Genomic DNA, 16,077 nt, shown 5'->3' with positions numbered 1-16,077 from the left:
GGTACCGGTCCGGGCAGGGATCCCCGCCTCCCCTGTCGTCGGGGCCCGCCTCAGACGAGGGCGGGCTCGGCGGGCTTGGCGGGCTCGGACGGCTCGGACGGCTCGGAGGCCGGCGGCAGCAGGAACTCGCGTACTCCTGGCAGGGGTGCGCGCGGCAGCAGTCGGGTGTTCCACGGCGCCTCGGCGTAGCGGGTGAACCAGACGACTTTGCCGTCGAGGGTCCGACAGGTGCCCCAGCTGTGGCTGAGGGCCATGACACGGCTGAGACCACCGCCGCCGCTGCTGAGCAGTCTCGGCATCTCGGAGCTGTTGTCGGCGACGGAGACCGTGAGGTGCCGTCCGGACCAGCGGAGTTCGACGACGCACTTGTTGTCGCCACCGACGTGCCGGTGGACATTGGTCAGCAGCTCCTCCACACCCCGGCACACCGGCCGGATGTGAAGTTCGAGACTCCAGTGGCGCAGATGAGCGGCGACTATTCTTCGCAACTGCGAAACACGCTCTTCCGATACCTGGAGTTCGACCAGATAATGCCGGTCGAGTGGAACGGTCATCGTCGAGGCTCCTCACGTCCAGGCCCATCTGCTTCGCCCCGTTGAACCAACGACCCCCGAATACGAAGAGTGAGCAGATGTCACTATTAGGTCACTCCTTAGGGTGACCCGGTGGGACCGGTTGCGCAACACGAAGGTGAGCGGGCGCGTGATTTCGCCACGGAGCGTGACCGCGCTGCATCCACCCTCACGGCAGATACGGCAGCAGCTTGTCCGGCGTGAGCGGGAGGCTGCGCAACCGGGCGCCGGTCGCGTGCCGCACGGCGTTGCCGAGAGCGGCCGCGGCGCCCACGATGCCGATCTCACCGATGCCCTTGCTGCCCATCGGGTTCAGATGCGGGTCGTCCTCGTCGATCCAGTGCGCCTCGATCTGTGGGACGTCGGCACAGACGGGCACATGGTAGGAGGCGAGATCGTTCTGTGTGAAGTCGCCGAAGACGGGGTCGATCGTGCTGCCCTCGGTCAGTGCCATGCCGAGCCCCATGATCATGCCGCCGATGAACTGGGAGCGTGCGGTACGGGAGTTGAGGATGCGCCCGGCGGCGAAGACGCCGAGCATGCGGCGCATCCGGACCTCACCGGTGCGGGTGTCGACGGCGACTTCGGCGAAGTGCGCACCGAACGCATGCCGTGCGTACGGGGATTCCACCGCCGTGTCCTCCCTGGTGTCCGCGGTGACCGTGACGCCCTCGTCGGGAAGGGGCCCGGTGCGCTCCCTCAGGTGTCGTACCAGGGCCGTGGACGCCTTGTGCACGGACCATCCCCAGGAGGCCGTACCCGCGGAACCTCCGGCCAGCGGCGCTTCGGGCAGTGCGCTGCTGCCGATGTCGATCCGGACGTCGGCCACGGGGGTGTCCAGCACGGACGCGGCGATCTGCGCGAGGACGGTGCGGGCGCCGGTGCCGATGTCGGTGGCGTTGATCCTGATGCGGTAGGTGCCGTCGGCGGCTGCGTGCGCCGAGGCGGTGGAACCGCCGACGTACACGGGGTACGTGGCGGAGGCGACGCCCGCACCGAGCAGCAGTGGGCCTTCGGTGCGGACCGCGGGGCGCGGGTCGCGGTCGTACCAGCCGAACCGCGCGGCGCCCTCCTCCAGGCAGGCGGCGAGACCGCGGCTGCTGAAGGGGCGGCCGGAGTCGGGTTCGTACGCGGGGTCGTTGCGCAGACGCAGGTCGACGGGGTCGATGCCGAGGGCCACGGCGAGCTCGTCCATGGCCGACTCCAGCGCGTACATCCCGGGGGCCTCGCCGGGGGCGCGCATCCATGAAGGGCTGGGTACGTCCAGGGCGACCGCCCGGTGGACCGTACGGCTGTGTCCGGACGAGTACATCGTGCGGGCCGGCACGGCCGCCTGTTCCACGAACTCCTTGACCGTGGAGGTGTGCGTGATGATCTCGTGGGCGAGCGAGGTGACGGTGCCGTCGAACTCCGCGCCGAGTCTGACGCGTTGCACGGTGGGGGCGCGGTGGCCCACGACGGCGGGCAACTCGCGTCGTGGCAGGGCGAGTTTGACGGGGCGCCCGGTGTGGCGCGCAGCCATGGCGGCGAGCACGGCCTGTGGGCGCGTGGTGCCCTTGGAGCCGAAGCCGCCGCCGACGTGTTCGGAGACGACCGTGACCTGATCGGGCCGGAGCCCGAACACGGTGGCCAGGGTGTCGCGGACCGTTCCGGTGCCCTGGCTCGAGTCGTACACGGTCAGCTGCCCGTCGTCCGCCCAGTGGGCGGTGGAGGCGTGCGGTTCCATGGGGTGGTTGTGCAGGGGCCCGACTGTGTACGTGACGTCGACCTGTACCGGGGACACGGCGAAGGCGCGGTCGAAGTCGCCGCGTTCGCGGACGGCCGGGTATCCGCCGTTCACCGTCTGCGGTGTGTACAGGCCCGGGTGGTCCTCGGTGAGCCGGACATCGTGTCCGTTGCTCTCGTACTCGATCCGGACGGCCTCGGCTCCTGCCCGCGCCGCCTCGAACGTGTCGGCCACCACGAGCGCCACCTGCCGGCCCCGGTGCGGGACCCGGTCGTCCTGGAGGACTGCCAGGACCGGGTCGTCGGGCTGTCTCAGTTTCGGGGCGTTCTCATGGGTGAGGACGGTGTGCACGCCGGGCAGGGCGAGCGCCTCGCCGGTATGGATCGCCGTGATCCGGCCGCGTACAACGGTGGCGGGTACGGGCCAGGCGTACAGACAGTCGGGCGGGCTGTGCTCGGCGGCGTAGCGGGCGGCGCCGGTGACCTTGTCCCGGCCCTCGCGGCGGACCACGGGGCTGCCCAGCGGCTGGGGGACCTGGCTCATGGCGGGCGTCCTCACGTTCTCAGGCGGCGGCGGTGAGTGCGGCCAGGGCGTCGACGGCCAGGCGGCGGGCGAGCTCCACCTTGAACGCGTTGTCGCGCAACGGCCGGGCGGCCGCGAGTTCGGCGTCCACGGCCCGGGTGAAGGTGTCGTCGGTGGCGGTGGCGCCCCGCAGGACCTCTTCCGCGGCCCGGGCGCGCCACGGGCGGTGAGCTAGCCCGCCGAAGGCCAGCGCGGCGTGCTGGATCCGGCCGTCGCGGACGGTGACGACCGCGGCGACGGAGGCCAGGGCGAAGGCGTACGAGGCGCGGTCTCGGGCCTTGCGGTAGAGGGAGACGGCGCCGTCCGGACCTGGCGGCAGCAGCACCTCGGTGATCAGCTCACCCGGCCGGATCACCGTGTCGCGCTCGGGTGTGTCCCCCGGTAGCCGGTGGAACTCGGTGACGGGCACGGAGCGTTCGCCGTCCGGTCCGTGCAGCTGGACCACGGCATCCAGGGCGGCCAGGGCGACGGCCATGTCCGAGGGTTGGGTGGCGACGCAGTCCGCGGAGTGGCCGAGGACGGCGAGATCCCGGTGGGCGCCTTCGCGGGCGGGACATCCGGTGCCCGGTGCCCGTTTGTTGCAGGGCTTCGAGGTGTCCTGGAAGTACGGGCAACGGGTGCGCTGCAGCAGGTTCCCGCCGGTCGTGGCGGTGTTCCGGAGCTGCCCGGAGGCCCCGGAGAGCAGCGCCTGCGACAGGGCGGCGTAGCGGGAGCGCACGGCGTGATGGGCGGCGAGGTCGCTGTTGCGTACGGTCGCGCCGATGCGCAGGCCGCCGTCGGGCGTGTCCGCCACCTGGTCCAGGGGCAGTCCGCTTACGTCGATGAGCAGGTCGGGGGTGGCCACACCCAGCTTCATCAGGTCGACCAGATTGGTGCCTCCGCTGAGAAACACGGCCCCGGGGCGGGCGGTGCTCGCGCGGACCGCCTCGGCGGTGGTGCGGGCGCGCAGATATTCGAACGGCTTCACGGCGCCACGTCCAGGATCGCTTCGACGATACGGGGGTACGCACCGCAGCGGCACAGGTTGCCGCTCATGCGCTCGCGGATCTCGGGGGCAGTGAGCCGGGCCGGGGTGGCGCCGGGCCGGCCTGTTTCGGTGGCGTCGGACGGGAAGCCGTCGGCCGCTTCGTCGAGCATGCCCACTGCCGAGCAGATCTGGCCGGGGGTGCAGTATCCGCACTGCAGGGCGTCCCGGGCGAGGAAGGCTTCCTGCACGGGATGCAGCTCGTCCCCGTCGGCGAGCCCCTCGACGGTGGTGATCGCGGCCCCGTCGTGTGCGACGGCGAGCAGCAGACAGCTGTTGGCGCGCCGGCCTTCGATGATGACGGTGCAGGCCCCGCACTGGCCGTGGTCGCAGCCCTTCTTCGCTCCGGTGAGGCCGAGGTGCTCACGCAGCGCGTCCAGGACGGTGGTGCGGTGGTCGAGCGACAGGGTCCGTTCGGTTCCGTTGATGTGCAGCGTCAGCGTCGAACGGTGAAGGGCTGTCTCCGGATTACCGGCACCGTCCTCCCGCCGGCTCGCGTGTTCCACCCGTTCGCACCTCTCAAAGCTGTACCTTTTGGCAGCTTTGTACCAGATGCGCTGGAGCCTCCCTGCGCATTGCGCCGACTCCGGGCGCAGGTGCGCGCCTCACCGGCTCTCCACCCGCAGACGCACCTCCTCCTCCTGGTCACCGGAGACCGTTCCGACGACCCGCACCGTGAAGGCGTCCGCCAGGTGCCTCCTGAGCTCGTCGACCGCCCAGTAGCCGCCCTGCACATCGAGCGTCACGGGCCGGTCGATCGTGACGGGGCCCGAGACCACCCTCGCCTCGGACACATCGACGGTCACGTTCCATACGGTGGGTCGCTTCCCGCCCAGGTCCTGCGGTACGTCCACCGAGGCCCGGTCGGTGGTGAAAGCGGCCCGCAGCACGTCGAAGACCATCCGTGCGTCGTCCTTCGAGCAGCCGCTGATGGCGACCGCCACCTCCTTGCCGTACCGGTTCTCCTCCGCCTGCGCCTGTGTGCTGTTCACGGGGGTTCCTTCCGCTCGCAGTGCTGGCCCTTCTCCAGGCTCACCCCACGGCTGGGTGTCTGCGACACGAAGCGGTCGGCGAGCAGTGAAACTCTTTTCTCTTTATATCCACTTAAAACATGAATTCATGGTCGTAGCCGAGTGACGGCCCCGGCTCGGGGTATCCGGCATGCATGGACGTATCGAATGGAGCCCTCAATTCCCTGGCCGTCACGCTCGCGGACGGGCGGGGTGCGCTCGGCGTGGTGATGGCGATCGTCGGCGTGGCCCTCGTGGGCATGCTGATCGGCGCCGTCTGGCTGGGACGGCGGCGCCGGGCCGAGGAACTGCCGCCGCCTCGGCCCGATGAGCAGCCGCTACGGCCGGACCACCGCACACACGTCGAGGAGCGCGACGTCCACGGCGACGACAGCTTCCCGGCCGACGGGCGCGGACTCTCCCCCTACGAACTGGGTGACCACGGGAACGAGCCCATCCGGCACGAAAAGGACGAGACGCGCGACTGAGCAGGCGCATGCCCGCATCGGCGCGTGTTGCGCGACCGACCGACCGAAGTGAGGCTGGTAGAGGCCCGACCGCCACGGCATGCGTTTGCCGCAGAACCGATGAAGGCAGCAGCACCATGACGGGAAGCAGACCCAGGACCGCGCCCCCCTCGGCACCGTTGACCGGACCGTCGGCGCCCTGCTGGGTCAACCTCATGACCCGGGACCTGAAGTCGGCGCAGGAGTTCTACACCGCCACGCTGGGGTGGACGTTCCGGCCGGGAAAGCTGGGGCAGGAATTCTCCGTCGCACGCCGCGACGACGTGCCGGTGGCCGGTATCGCGGCGGTAGTGCCGGCCTTCCGGGTCGCTGTGGCATGGACTCCGTACTTCGCCGTGCAGAACGCCGATGCGGCTGCGTCGCGCATTCGTGAGCGCAGCGGCACGGTGGCGGTGGGGCCACTGACGCTCGGCAAGGGGCGCGGCGCCCTGGCGGCGGACCGCGACGGCGCGGTGTTCGGCATCTGGGAGCGCACCGAGGCGGCGACATCACCGCCGGCGCCGGACGACCACTCGAACGCGTGGCTCGAGCTGCGCACCAGGGACGCTTTCGAGGCCGCAATCTTCTACGGCCAGGTCCTCGACTGGGCGACCGGACGTCCCGGCGACTGCGAGGTGTCGTACGAGAAGGACCAGGTCGTGGTGGACTGCGGCGGCAAGCGGCTGGCCCGGATCAGCTCCGGTGCGGTCGAGGCCGCACCGGATCCGCTGGTCCGCCCGCACTGGCAGGTCCACTTCCCGGTGGCCGATGTGGCGGCGACTGTCTCGGCGGCGCGGCAGCACGGGGGCTCGGTGGTCGAGCAACGGACACAGGGACACGGCGCGGAGGCGACCCTGCTGGACCCGGACGGCGGGCTGTTCACCGTCACGGACATCCGAAGCCCGGCTGCCGAGGGGACCTGAGCCGAACGGTCGCAGTCAGCTGTTCGGCTGTGCGCCGCGCGCCGAGTACGTATCCGAGGTCACTTCTCGCCTTCCGATGTCGAGCGCGCCAGCACCCAGGCCGGGAACACGAACCAGCAGATGAGGAACCACAGCGCCATGGCGCCCACCAGCCACAGTGCGAGAGCGTTGTGCAGGGCCACCCGCAGGATGAGCAGAAGCGCGGAGCACATCGTGCAGAACAGCAGGACGAGGCCGAGCACGGTCAGTCGCGACGCCCACACAACGGTCTGCGGCTTGAGCCGGTGCCCGGTGAGCAGGCGGTGGAGGGAGACGGGCCCGATGAGCGCGGCGGCCGTGGCCGACCCCAGCATCACGGTGACCACATAAATGGTGCGGTCCGTGTCCGACAGTGCGGCGAACCGCGACTGGAAGACGACGGCCAGCAGAAAGCCGAACAGGATCTGGACGCCGGTCTGGGCGACGCGCAGCTCCTGGAGCAGATCCGACCACAGCCGGTCCGCTCGTTCCTCGGCCGTCTCGTGGCGGCCGATGTCGGGCTCCCGACCGCTTTCCGCGTCGTGGTCCTCGCCGGGTGTCGGGGTCACCGTGAGCCTCCGTCCGCGGTAGGTGTCGAGCCCGTTGCGTCGCCTTCTACCCCACCGTAGGGATCTCACGTCGGGGTGGCCCCCCGGATGCGCCGTCGGCGATGCCCTCGACGAACGATGCGGTCGCGCCTACGATCTTGAATAGGGCATCGCGCGCCGGTCACCGGCCGGGTGAGGCGTGGAGGTGCCCGTGAGATGCCCGTTGGAGGCATTCCACAGTGTCAGTCGAGTTGAATCACACCATCATTCACGCCCGGAACAACCGGGAATCCGCCGAATTCCTTGCGCACATCCTGGGTCTGGAAATCGGTGCGGAATGGGGACCGTTCGTAGCGGTCGCCACGGCAAATGGTGTCACGCTGGATTTCGCGACCATTCCCGCCGAATCGATCGTCGGGCAGCATTACGCCTTCCTGGTCTCGGAGGCGGAGTTCGATACGTCGTACGCCCGCATCAAGGAGCTCGGGATCACCTACTGGGCCGATCCGCATCGGAAGCATCCGGGCGAGATCAACCACAATGACGGCGGCCGGGGCATCTACTTCCTCGATCCCGCCGGACATGCCATGGAGATCATCACGCGCCCGTACGGTGGCTTCGCCTCGTAACGGTTCCCGGCGCACCAGGCGTTTCGGCCGGGATCCGGGTCACCGGGTCCCGGCCGGGCTCTTCTGCGGTCCGTCAGGCGACCGGAAGCGTCAGTTCGGGCCGGTCCCACATCACCGCGGGCGGGTTGGCCGCGGCCGTGCCGGTCGGCAGGGCACCCACACTGCGGTAGAAGCCCTCGGCGGGTGGATGCGAGACGATGCGAACGCCGGTGAGCCCGGCCAGCTGCGCCTCGCCGCGCAGATGCGCGATCATCAGCCGTCCGATACCGCGACCCTGCGCATCCTCGGCGACGAACATCAGATCGAGTTCGGCCGGTTCGAGGACCAGCGAGTAGAACCCGAGCAGCCGGTCGGTAGCGCTGTGGACGGCCACGAAGACCCGATGGGTCTCGATGTAGTCGGGCCCCACCCGGTAGCCGGCGACCATGGGGGCGTACGGGCCCTCGTAGGCGCGGGAGTTCCTGACCAACCGGGTGAGGCGCTTGGCGTCGCGCGCGGTCGCCCGTCGGATCATCACATCCCGGTGACCTGCCCCGCCTACCGGTCCCGTAACACTCGGTTTCATAAAGGGAGTATTACGCATCGGAGGCCGGGCGCATGCCCGGCCTCGCCTGCCCCCGCCGTGACCTACGCCGAACCGCGCTCGGCACGCCACTCCTCGACCACGGCGTCGATGTCGAACGGGCGCTTGTTCAGCAGGGGCCCCGGCGGCGGCCGACGGATCGCCGCCTCGATCTTCTCGTTGACCGCGGTGAGCATCCGCCGCACCTCGGCCTCCGAGCGGGCTTCGGACACCGCCGCGCGGGTGTCCTCCGCCTCCTTGCGCAGGGCCAGGGCGGGCGGGAGCATCGACACCCCCTCGCGCTGCATCTTCGCCTTGATCCACCAGGTTTCGTCGTACGGGCGGTCGATACCGGGCAGCGGTTTACCGAAACCCGGCAGCTGGGAGAAGTCGCCGCGTTGCTCGGCCTCACGGATCTGCTTGTCGACCCACGATTCGAAGCTGACGCCGGCGGGTTTGCGCTCGGTCAACGTGCACCCCTCTCGGAGAACCCTTGATCCAGTACCCCCACGATACCGAGAACGGCCCAGGCGCCGGTCCCCCGGAACCGGACCGCTCGATGCACGTGTCCGCCGAGCGTCCCCGTCTGTGGCATCACCTCGACCGTGAGGGCGGCGGCAACCCTACCCGCCAGAGGTATGGAGTCACCCCATGGATCCCCGGATGACCGCTTTGGCCGATCGGGTGGCGGCGATGGCCGGTTCCGGTTGGGCGGAGACCACGAGCCCGCTCCGCAGCCGCTCCACCACGGGCTCGGGGATCCGCAGAGCGTCACGCACGTAGCCGTCCAGGCCGCCCCACCGCTCATCCATCGCGTCGAGGGCGGTCGAGAGATAGCGGGGGCGGACCTCGATGATCGCGGCCGCGATCTCGGGATCGCCGCCCGCGTCGAGGAAGCCCTGCACATACGGCTGGAAGGCAGCTCGCGCCACCGGATTCACGGCGAGGAACTCCGCCCGTACGACATCGCGTGACGCCCCGACCATGAGCAGGAGCAGCGTGGTCGCCCACCCGGTGCGGTCCTTGCCCGCCGTGCAGTGGACGAGCACCGGCCGGGCACGGTCGTCCGCGGCCGTCTCGACGAAGGCGCGGTACGCGGCCGAGGCGCCCGGCGACAGCACCAGCTTCCGGTAGGTCTGCGCGAACAGCTCCTCGGCCTTTCCGCCCCCGAGCAACTCCTCCGCAGCCACCGGATCGCTGAGCAGCGCGCGCAGCCGGGCGGGTGCCACGCCCGGGTTGTCGCCGAGGACATCGGCGACGAACAGCCGGGCTCCGGTCGGCAGCCGATCGGGGGCCGCCATGCGCTCATCGGCGGTGCGGAGGTCGACGACCGTCCGGATGCCCAGGGCGGTCACCGCCACGTCGCAGGCCGCGTCGAATCCGCTGAGCTGACCGGAGCGCAGCACCGCCCCGGACCGGAAGCAGCGGTCGCGACCCAGTGAAATTCCGCCCAGGTCACGCAGATTGATAACGGTGGAAGCCGCAACGGCCCTGGCGGTTTGCACGATGGATTCCCCTTTTCCGGACGCGACTCATTCGGGGCACGGCTTACTGCGGACACGGCTGATGAATGGATTCGCCCCGGCCGGATCAGCCGGCCAGAACCTTCGCCTTCTGCGCCTCGAACTCGGCGTCGGTCAGGATTCCTTGCTTCTTCAGCTCGGCCAGTCGTTCCAGCCGGTCGATGATGTCGTCCGCCGGGGGCGCGGGAGGCGCCGCCTGGGCAGGGGGTGTCTGTTGCTGCTGTGCGGCGGCCCCTTCCTGTGCGGCCGCTTCCTGCGCGCCCCACCTCTGCTGCTGGCGCTGCTGGACCCGTCCGCTGACCGCCGATGCCGTGCCCGCGACGACGGCGGTGCGCGCCACGGTGCCCAGCAGCCCCGGTCCTCTGCGGTTCATGCCCGGTCCTCGGAAAATCGGCATGATGTGCGCCCCTTCCAGTGCGGTGCGGTGCGTGCGGTGCGTGGCGTGCAGCGGGCCGGGCAGCGTCAGCCGGTGGGACCGCCGGCGGCCACGGCCGCCTCCGCGATCTCGGCGGGGATCCGCTCATGCGCCACCACTTGACCGCCCGATGCCCGGACGGCCACTGTGAGCGGAACCGCCCACAGGTCCTCCCACACGATCAGTGCGGCGGAGCTGCCCGGTGGCACGCTCTCCCCGAGAGTCCGGATGTCCTCGCTGTTCAACAGGCCGCCGACCACTCCCTCGACCGGCTCGAACGACACCAGGTCATCGGGGTCGAGGTCGTCCAGCTCCACTGATTCGAGCGTGCCGTCCTCACCCCGGTACACAAACGTCAGATCGAGGATCCGAACCGCCTTCGAGGCGACCGCTTCGGCCAGCGCCGGCGCAATGGCCCCGGTGAAACGGCTCCCGGGAAAGGCGACGACGAGGTACTCCACAGGTCCCACAGTCACGGGCGTGTCCTCTCCTGACGGATGGATTGCCTGCAGCATAACTTCGGATATTTAGTGATGCACTGTGGCAATTCACCTGGGACGGAGAGCTGAGCGGCCGCCTCGTGGGGTCCCTGGTCGAATACGCGGCCGTGGTCGGTGCGGAAGCCGTTTCGACGGGGTCGGGGCGACGAGCAGGCAGACGCCGCCGACGCCGGCGGCATGGGTGCGCCGAGTGTGGCGTGCATGGACGCGGGTGGTCCGATCGGGTGCTGCGAGGGGTTGTCGAGCAGCAACGGGCGGGGGCGGCCGGCGCGTGCCCGGGCCGCCGTGACACGCCCGCCCCGCCCGCCGGCAGCCCCTGACTACGCCACCGTCCGTAAAGGATCAAGTGCGTGCGGAGAGGGCAAGGTCACAGGCGGTTCCCCTGCTGCTCATCTGAGCCTTCGCCTAGCATCTGGGCATGACGGTCCTGCCTGCTGACGGGCTTTCGTTGGCCGCCGAATTCCCTGACCCAGCCCATGAGCAGTGGCAGAGCCTTGTCGAAGGTGTGCTGCGCAAGTCGGGCAAGGATGTTGCGGGTTCGGCAGCCGAGGAAGCGCTGTCCACCACAGTGGAGGACGGGCTCATCACCCGCCCTCTGTACACCTCGCGCGATGACGCGCCCGATGCCGGTTTTCCGGGCTTCGCCCCCTTCACCCGCGGCAGCAAGGCCGAGGGGAACGCGGCGAACGGCTGGGACGTACGGCAGCGGCACAGCCTGACGGATCCGGCCCGGCTCAACGAAGCCGTGCTCGCGGATCTGGAGAACGGTGTCACCTCGTTGTGGCTGACCGTCGGGGGTGCGACGGGCGTACCGGTATCCGGGCTGGCGCGTGCGCTGGACGGTGTCTATCTCGATCTGGCCCCGGTCGTGCTCGACGCGGGCAGCGAACTCGACGCCGCCGCGGCAGAGTTGCTGCGGCTGTACGAGGGGCGGGGCGTGGCCCCGGAGTCGGCCCGCGGCAATCTCGGCGCCGACCCGCTGGGCCGCGCGGCACGCAGCGGCAGTGCCCCGGAGCCGGCGGCCGCCGTGCACTGGGCCGAGCGGTGCGCGAAGGAGTATCCCGGGCTGCGGGCGTTGACCGTGGACGCGCTGCCGTACCACGAGGCCGGTGGCTCGGCGGCCCAGGAGCTGGGCAGTTCGCTGGCGACCGGCGTGGCCTATCTGCGGGCGCTGACCGGGGCGGGGCTCTCCGTCGAGGCGGCCTGCGCCCAGCTGGAGTTCCGGTACGCGGCCACCGCCGACCAGTTCCTGACCATTGCCAAGCTGCGGGCGGCGCGTCGGCTGTGGGCGCGGGTCGCCGAGGTGTGCGGAGCCGCGGACGCCGGCGCGCAGCGCCAGCACGCGGTGACGTCGCCGGTGATGATGACGCGGCGCGATCCGTGGGTGAACATGCTGCGGACGACGCTGGCATGTCTGGGTGCGGGCGTCGGCGGGGCCGACTCCGTCACCGTGCTGCCGTTCGATCACGCGCTGGGGCTGCCGGACGCGTCCGCCCGGCGCATCGCCCGTAACACGTCGACGATCCTCATGGAGGAGTCGCATCTGGCCCGGGTGATCGACCCGGCGGGCGGCTCCTGGTATGTGGAGCGGCTGACCACCGAACTCGCCGACGCCGCCTGGGCGTTCTTCCAGGAGATCGAGCGGGCGGGCGGTCAGGCGGCGGCGCTCGGCTCCGGCCTGATCGGTGAGCGGCTGGCGGCGACCTGGGCGGCGCGTAGCAAGGATCTGGCACGGCGCAAGGAGCCGGTCACCGGCGTCAGTGAGTTCCCGCACCTTGCGGAGCGCCTGGTGGAGCGCGAGGCGGCCCCCGCCGCCGATGGCGCGTCGGGCGGCCTGCCCACAGTCCGTCGTGACGAGGCGTTCGAGGCGTTGCGTGCCCGGTCGGACGCCCATCTGGCGGAGACGGGCCGGCGGCCCCGCGTGTTCCTTGCGGCGCTCGGCCCCGCGTCGGTGCACACCGCGCGGGCCACGTTCGCCTCGAACCTGTTCCAGGCGGGCGGGATCGAGCCCGTGCACGACCCGGCGTCGGTGGACGCCTCGACGGCCGCCGAGGCCTTCGCGACCAGTGGGGCCACGGTGGCGTGCCTGTGTTCCGGTGACGCGCTGTACGCCGAGCAGGCGGAGGCCGTGGCCTCGGCGTTGCGCACGGCCGGTGCGCGGTGGGTGTTCCTCGCGGGCCGGCCCGCAGAGTATGCCGGTGTCGACGAGTACGTCTTCGCGGGCTGCGACGTGGTGGCCGTACTCTCCTCCGTTCTCGACCGTATGGGTGTGGCGTAATGCGGATCCCCGACTTCTCCGACATCGAACTCGGGCCGGGCACCGGCGCCGAGGGGTCCGAGGACCAGTGGCACACGGCGGTGAAGGAGTCCACCGGTGGCTCCGACGGCGATCTTCTGTGGGAGACCCCGGAGGGCATCGCGGTCAAGCCGCTGTACACCGGGCGTGACCTGGAAGGGCTCGACTTCCTCGGTACGTATCCGGGCATGGCCCCGTATCTGCGCGGTCCGTACCCGACGATGTACGTCAACCAGCCCTGGACGATCCGGCAGTACGCGGGGTTCTCCACGGCCGAGGAGTCCAACGCCTTCTACCGCCGCAACCTCGCGGCCGGGCAGAAGGGACTCTCCGTCGCCTTCGACCTGCCGACCCACCGCGGCTACGACAGTGACCACCCGCGGGTGACCGGCGACGTCGGCATGGCCGGTGTGGCGATCGACTCGATCTACGACATGCGCCAACTGTTCGACGGCATCCCGCTGGACAAGATGACGGTGTCCATGACGATGAACGGCGCGGTGCTTCCCGTACTCGCGCTGTACATCGTGGCCGCCGAGGAACAGGGCGTACCGCCCGAGAAGCTGGCCGGGACCATCCAGAACGACATCCTCAAGGAGTTCATGGTCCGCAACACCTACATCTATCCGCCGAAGCCCTCGATGCGGATCATCTCCGACATCTTCGCGTACACCTCGCAGAAGATGCCGCGCTACAACTCGATCTCCATCTCCGGCTATCACATCCAGGAGGCGGGTGCGACGGCCGATCTGGAGCTGGCGTACACCCTCGCCGACGGGGTGGAGTACCTGCGAGCCGGTCGGGACGCAGGCCTCGATGTGGACGCGTTCGCACCGCGGCTGTCGTTCTTCTGGGCGATCGGCATGAACTTCTTCATGGAGATCGCGAAGATGCGGGCGGCCCGCCTGCTGTGGGCGAAGCTGGTCAAGGAGTTCGAACCGAAGAACGCCAAGTCCCTCTCGCTGCGCACCCATTCACAGACCTCGGGCTGGTCGCTGACCGCGCAGGACGTGTTCAACAACGTCACCCGGACCTGTGTGGAGGCAATGGCCGCCACCCAGGGACACACGCAGTCGCTGCACACCAATGCGCTCGACGAGGCCCTCGCGCTGCCGACGGACTTCTCGGCGCGGATCGCCCGGAACACCCAGCTGCTGCTCCAGCAGGAGTCGGGTACCTGCCGGGTCATCGACCCGTGGGGCGGCAGCGCGTACGTGGAGAAGCTGACGTACGACCTGGCGCAGCGGGCCTGGCAGCACATCGAGGAGGTCGAGGCCGCAGGCGGGATGGCGCAGGCCATCGACGCGGGCATCCCGAAGCTCCGGGTGGAGGAGGCCGCGGCCCGTACCCAGGCGCGGATCGACTCCGGGCGGCAGCCGGTGATCGGAGTCAACGAGTACCGGGTGGAGACGGACGAGCAGATCGATGTGCTCAAGGTCGACAACTCGTCGGTGCGCGCCCAGCAGATCGAGAAGCTGCGGCGGCTGCGCGCGGAACGCGACGAGGCGGCCTGCCAGTCCGCCCTGCGGGCATTGACTGCGGCAGCCGAGAGCGGTCCCGGCCCGGGTCTCGAAGGCAATCTGCTGGCGCTGGCGGTCGACGCGGCGCGGGCGATGGCCACGGTCGGCGAGATCTCGGACGCCCTGGAGAAGGTGTACGGGAGGCATGCGGGCCAGATCCGTACGATCTCCGGTGTGTACCGCAACGAGGCAGGGGAGTCACCTTCCGTGGACCGTACCCGGACGCTGGTCGGCCGGTTCGAGGAGGCGGAGGGGCGCCGTCCGCGCATCCTGGTCGCCAAGATGGGCCAGGACGGCCACGACCGCGGCCAGAAGGTGATCTCGACGGCCTTCGCCGACCTGGGCTTCGACGTCGATGTCGGCCCGCTGTTCCAGACGCCGGCCGAGGTGGCGCGGCAGGCGGTCGAGGCGGATGTGCACATCGTGGGCGTCTCCTCGCTGGCTGCCGGGCACCTCACCCTCGTACCGGCGCTCCGTGAGGAGCTGGCCGCCGAGGGCCGCGACGACATCATGATCGTGGTCGGCGGGGTGATCCCGCCGCAGGACGTCGAAGCGCTGCACGAGGCCGGTGCGGCGGCCGTGTTCCCGCCGGGCACGGTGATCCCCGATGCCGCCTTCGATCTGGTGACGCGGCTCGGTGCCGCGCTCGGCCATGAGCTGTGAGCCGCTGACCCGATGGCTCCGACGATCGATATCGACAGCTATGTGAAGGGGGTGCTCGACGGGAAGCGGGCGCACATCGCGCGCGCCATCACTCTCGTCGAGTCCACCCGCCCCGATCACCGGGCCCTGGCCCAGCAGTTGCTGCGCGAGCTGCTGCCGCACTCCGGCAACGCGCGGCGCATCGGCATCAGCGGGGTGCCGGGGGTCGGGAAGTCCACGTTCATCGATGCACTGGGCACGATGCTCACCGGGCTCGCCCACCGGGTCGCGGTGCTGGCCGTCGATCCGTCGTCCAGCCGGACCGGCGGCTCCATCCTGGGCGACAAGACCAGGATGGAGCGGCTGGCGGTCGATCCCGCGGCTTTCGTCCGCCCCTCCCCCACCGCCGGGACGCTGGGCGGGGTGGCCAAGGCGACCCGGGAGTCCATCGTGGTGATGGAGGCGGCGGGTTACGACGTGGTGTTGGTGGAAACGGTCGGGGTGGGCCAGTCGGAGACGGCCGTGGCCCAGATGGTCGACACGTTTCTGCTGCTCACGCTGGCCCGCACCGGCGATCAGCTGCAGGGCATCAAGAAGGGTGTCCTGGAGCTGGCGGACGCGATCGCGATGAACAAGGCCGACGGTCCTCACGAACGTGACGCGCGCGCGGCGGCCCGCGAACTGGCGGGCGCGCTGCGGCTGATGCACCCGGCCGACGCGGCCTGGACTCCCCCGGTGCTGACGTGCAGTGCGCGTGAGTCGACCGGCCTCGACACCCTGTGGGAGCGGCTGGAGCAGCACCGTGCGCTGCTCGACTCGACGGGGCGGCTGGCCGCGAAGCGGCGTGACCAGCAGGTCGACTGGACCTGGACGATGGTGCGCGACGAGCTGCTGGACAGCCTGCGCAGCCATCCGCAGGTGCGTGCGGTCACTCCCTCGCTCGAACAACGCGTACGTGACGGCGAGTTGACGGCAACGCTGGCAGCCGAAGAGATCCTCGCCGCCTTCCGGGGCGACTGAGCGGATCAGGCAGGGCAGGTAGGGAAGGGCGGTGGCTGCACGGCAGCCACCGCCCTTCCCG

The 16,077-nt window shown here is 70.3% G+C and carries 17 protein-coding genes; 6 read left to right on the top strand and 11 right to left on the bottom strand.

What is annotated here, in order from left to right:
* Positions 1-50: 50 nt before the first annotated feature.
* The 5 genes from OHB49_RS39410 to OHB49_RS39390 all read right to left on the bottom strand — a co-directional run bounded on the left by OHB49_RS39410 (position 51) and on the right by OHB49_RS39390 (position 4,896).
* Positions 51-554: an ATP-binding protein gene (locus tag OHB49_RS39410; RefSeq protein ID WP_329165734.1), complete on the bottom strand. Its 504-nt coding sequence runs from the start codon at positions 552-554 to the stop codon at positions 51-53.
* A 187-nt stretch (positions 555-741) separates the two neighbouring features.
* Positions 742-2,841: a xanthine dehydrogenase family protein molybdopterin-binding subunit gene (locus tag OHB49_RS39405; RefSeq protein WP_329165733.1), complete on the bottom strand. Its 2,100-nt coding sequence runs from the start codon at positions 2,839-2,841 to the stop codon at positions 742-744.
* 19 nt (positions 2,842-2,860) lie between these two features.
* Positions 2,861-3,847 (bottom strand): FAD binding domain-containing protein, encoded by a 987-nt coding sequence (locus tag OHB49_RS39400; protein WP_329165732.1) that lies wholly within the window; start codon positions 3,845-3,847, stop codon positions 2,861-2,863.
* A complete protein-coding gene (locus OHB49_RS39395) occupies positions 3,844-4,410 on the bottom strand; it encodes a 2Fe-2S iron-sulfur cluster-binding protein (protein ID WP_329165731.1) in 567 nt (188 codons plus the stop codon). The genes OHB49_RS39400 and OHB49_RS39395 overlap by 4 nt, the downstream gene beginning before the upstream one ends.
* Before the next feature lie 99 nt (positions 4,411-4,509).
* Positions 4,510-4,896 carry a hypothetical protein gene (locus OHB49_RS39390; RefSeq protein ID WP_030980092.1) on the bottom strand — a complete coding sequence of 129 codons (387 nt, stop codon included), beginning with the start codon at positions 4,894-4,896 and terminating at the stop codon, positions 4,510-4,512.
* 173 nt (positions 4,897-5,069) lie between these two features.
* Between OHB49_RS39390 and OHB49_RS39385 the strand changes: the two genes are divergently transcribed.
* Together OHB49_RS39385 and OHB49_RS39380 are read left to right on the top strand one after the other, a co-directional pair.
* On the top strand, positions 5,070-5,402 hold the full coding sequence (locus tag OHB49_RS39385; protein ID WP_030929141.1) for a DUF6479 family protein: 333 nt from the start codon (positions 5,070-5,072) through the stop codon (positions 5,400-5,402).
* A 116-nt stretch (positions 5,403-5,518) separates the two neighbouring features.
* A complete protein-coding gene (locus tag OHB49_RS39380) occupies positions 5,519-6,343 on the top strand; it encodes a VOC family protein (protein WP_030980093.1) in 825 nt (274 codons plus the stop codon).
* A gap of 59 nt (positions 6,344-6,402) precedes the next feature.
* Here the strand turns inward: OHB49_RS39380 and OHB49_RS39375 are convergent, their stop codons facing one another.
* Entirely contained in the window at positions 6,403-6,930 is a 528-nt protein-coding gene (locus OHB49_RS39375) for a DUF6328 family protein (protein ID WP_329165729.1), read from the bottom strand.
* 218 nt (positions 6,931-7,148) lie between these two features.
* Here OHB49_RS39375 and OHB49_RS39370 point away from each other — a divergent pair, with 218 nt between their 5' ends.
* Positions 7,149-7,538, top strand: coding sequence for a VOC family protein (locus tag OHB49_RS39370; protein WP_030980095.1), 390 nt, complete (start codon positions 7,149-7,151; stop codon positions 7,536-7,538).
* 73 nt (positions 7,539-7,611) lie between these two features.
* Here the strand turns inward: OHB49_RS39370 and OHB49_RS39365 are convergent, their stop codons facing one another.
* From OHB49_RS39365 to OHB49_RS39345, 5 genes are all read right to left on the bottom strand, one after another.
* The gene (locus OHB49_RS39365; protein WP_443079614.1) at positions 7,612-8,103 is read right to left on the bottom strand and encodes a GNAT family N-acetyltransferase; all 492 of its coding nucleotides are present in this window, start codon (positions 8,101-8,103) and stop codon (positions 7,612-7,614) included.
* 62 nt (positions 8,104-8,165) lie between these two features.
* Positions 8,166-8,570, bottom strand: a complete 405-nt coding sequence (locus OHB49_RS39360; protein ID WP_030980097.1) for a J-domain-containing protein — start codon at positions 8,568-8,570, stop codon at positions 8,166-8,168.
* A gap of 174 nt (positions 8,571-8,744) precedes the next feature.
* Positions 8,745-9,605 (bottom strand): tyrosine-protein phosphatase, encoded by an 861-nt coding sequence (locus OHB49_RS39355; protein WP_329165726.1) that lies wholly within the window; start codon positions 9,603-9,605, stop codon positions 8,745-8,747.
* 85 nt (positions 9,606-9,690) lie between these two features.
* Positions 9,691-9,996 carry an SHOCT domain-containing protein gene (locus OHB49_RS39350; RefSeq protein WP_329165725.1) on the bottom strand — a complete coding sequence of 102 codons (306 nt, stop codon included), beginning with the start codon at positions 9,994-9,996 and terminating at the stop codon, positions 9,691-9,693.
* 89 nt (positions 9,997-10,085) lie between these two features.
* Positions 10,086-10,514, bottom strand: coding sequence for a DUF6325 family protein (locus OHB49_RS39345; RefSeq protein WP_234433072.1), 429 nt, complete (start codon positions 10,512-10,514; stop codon positions 10,086-10,088).
* A gap of 442 nt (positions 10,515-10,956) precedes the next feature.
* Here OHB49_RS39345 and mutA point away from each other — a divergent pair, with 442 nt between their 5' ends.
* Genes mutA through meaB form a run of 3 tightly spaced genes read left to right on the top strand, consistent with a single transcriptional unit; the run spans position 10,957 to position 16,016 of the window.
* A complete protein-coding gene (gene mutA / locus OHB49_RS39335) occupies positions 10,957-12,816 on the top strand; it encodes a methylmalonyl-CoA mutase small subunit (protein WP_329165724.1) in 1,860 nt (619 codons plus the stop codon).
* Positions 12,816-15,017, top strand: a complete 2,202-nt coding sequence (gene scpA, locus OHB49_RS39330; RefSeq protein ID WP_329165723.1) for a methylmalonyl-CoA mutase — start codon at positions 12,816-12,818, stop codon at positions 15,015-15,017. Before mutA ends, scpA begins: the two co-directional genes overlap by 1 nt.
* 12 nt (positions 15,018-15,029) lie before the next feature.
* Complete coding sequence (meaB, locus tag OHB49_RS39325) at positions 15,030-16,016, top strand: methylmalonyl Co-A mutase-associated GTPase MeaB (RefSeq protein WP_329165721.1); 987 nt, start codon at positions 15,030-15,032, stop codon at positions 16,014-16,016.
* Positions 16,017-16,077 lie beyond the last annotated feature (61 nt).

The sequence above is a fragment of the Streptomyces sp. NBC_01717 genome (assembly GCF_036248255.1).
Taxonomy (GTDB): Bacteria; Actinomycetota; Actinomycetes; order Streptomycetales; family Streptomycetaceae; genus Streptomyces.
This window is presented reverse-complemented; position numbering and strand designations above follow the sequence as displayed.

Coding starts and splice junctions, on each gene's coding strand:
- meaB (WP_329165721.1), top strand. CDS start 15,030: ATGGCTCCGACGATCGATATCGACAGCTATGTGAAGGGGGTGCTCGAC.
- scpA (WP_329165723.1), top strand. CDS start 12,816: ATGCGGATCCCCGACTTCTCCGACATCGAACTCGGGCCGGGCACCGGC.
- OHB49_RS39405 (WP_329165733.1), bottom strand. CDS start 2,841: ATGAGCCAGGTCCCCCAGCCGCTGGGCAGCCCCGTGGTCCGCCGCGAG.
- mutA (WP_329165724.1), top strand. CDS start 10,957: ATGACGGTCCTGCCTGCTGACGGGCTTTCGTTGGCCGCCGAATTCCCT.
- OHB49_RS39410 (WP_329165734.1), bottom strand. CDS start 554: ATGACCGTTCCACTCGACCGGCATTATCTGGTCGAACTCCAGGTATCG.
- OHB49_RS39380 (WP_030980093.1), top strand. CDS start 5,519: ATGACGGGAAGCAGACCCAGGACCGCGCCCCCCTCGGCACCGTTGACC.
- OHB49_RS39385 (WP_030929141.1), top strand. CDS start 5,070: ATGGACGTATCGAATGGAGCCCTCAATTCCCTGGCCGTCACGCTCGCG.
- OHB49_RS39350 (WP_329165725.1), bottom strand. CDS start 9,996: ATGAACCGCAGAGGACCGGGGCTGCTGGGCACCGTGGCGCGCACCGCC.
- OHB49_RS39365 (WP_443079614.1), bottom strand. CDS start 8,103: ATGAAACCGAGTGTTACGGGACCGGTAGGCGGGGCAGGTCACCGGGAT.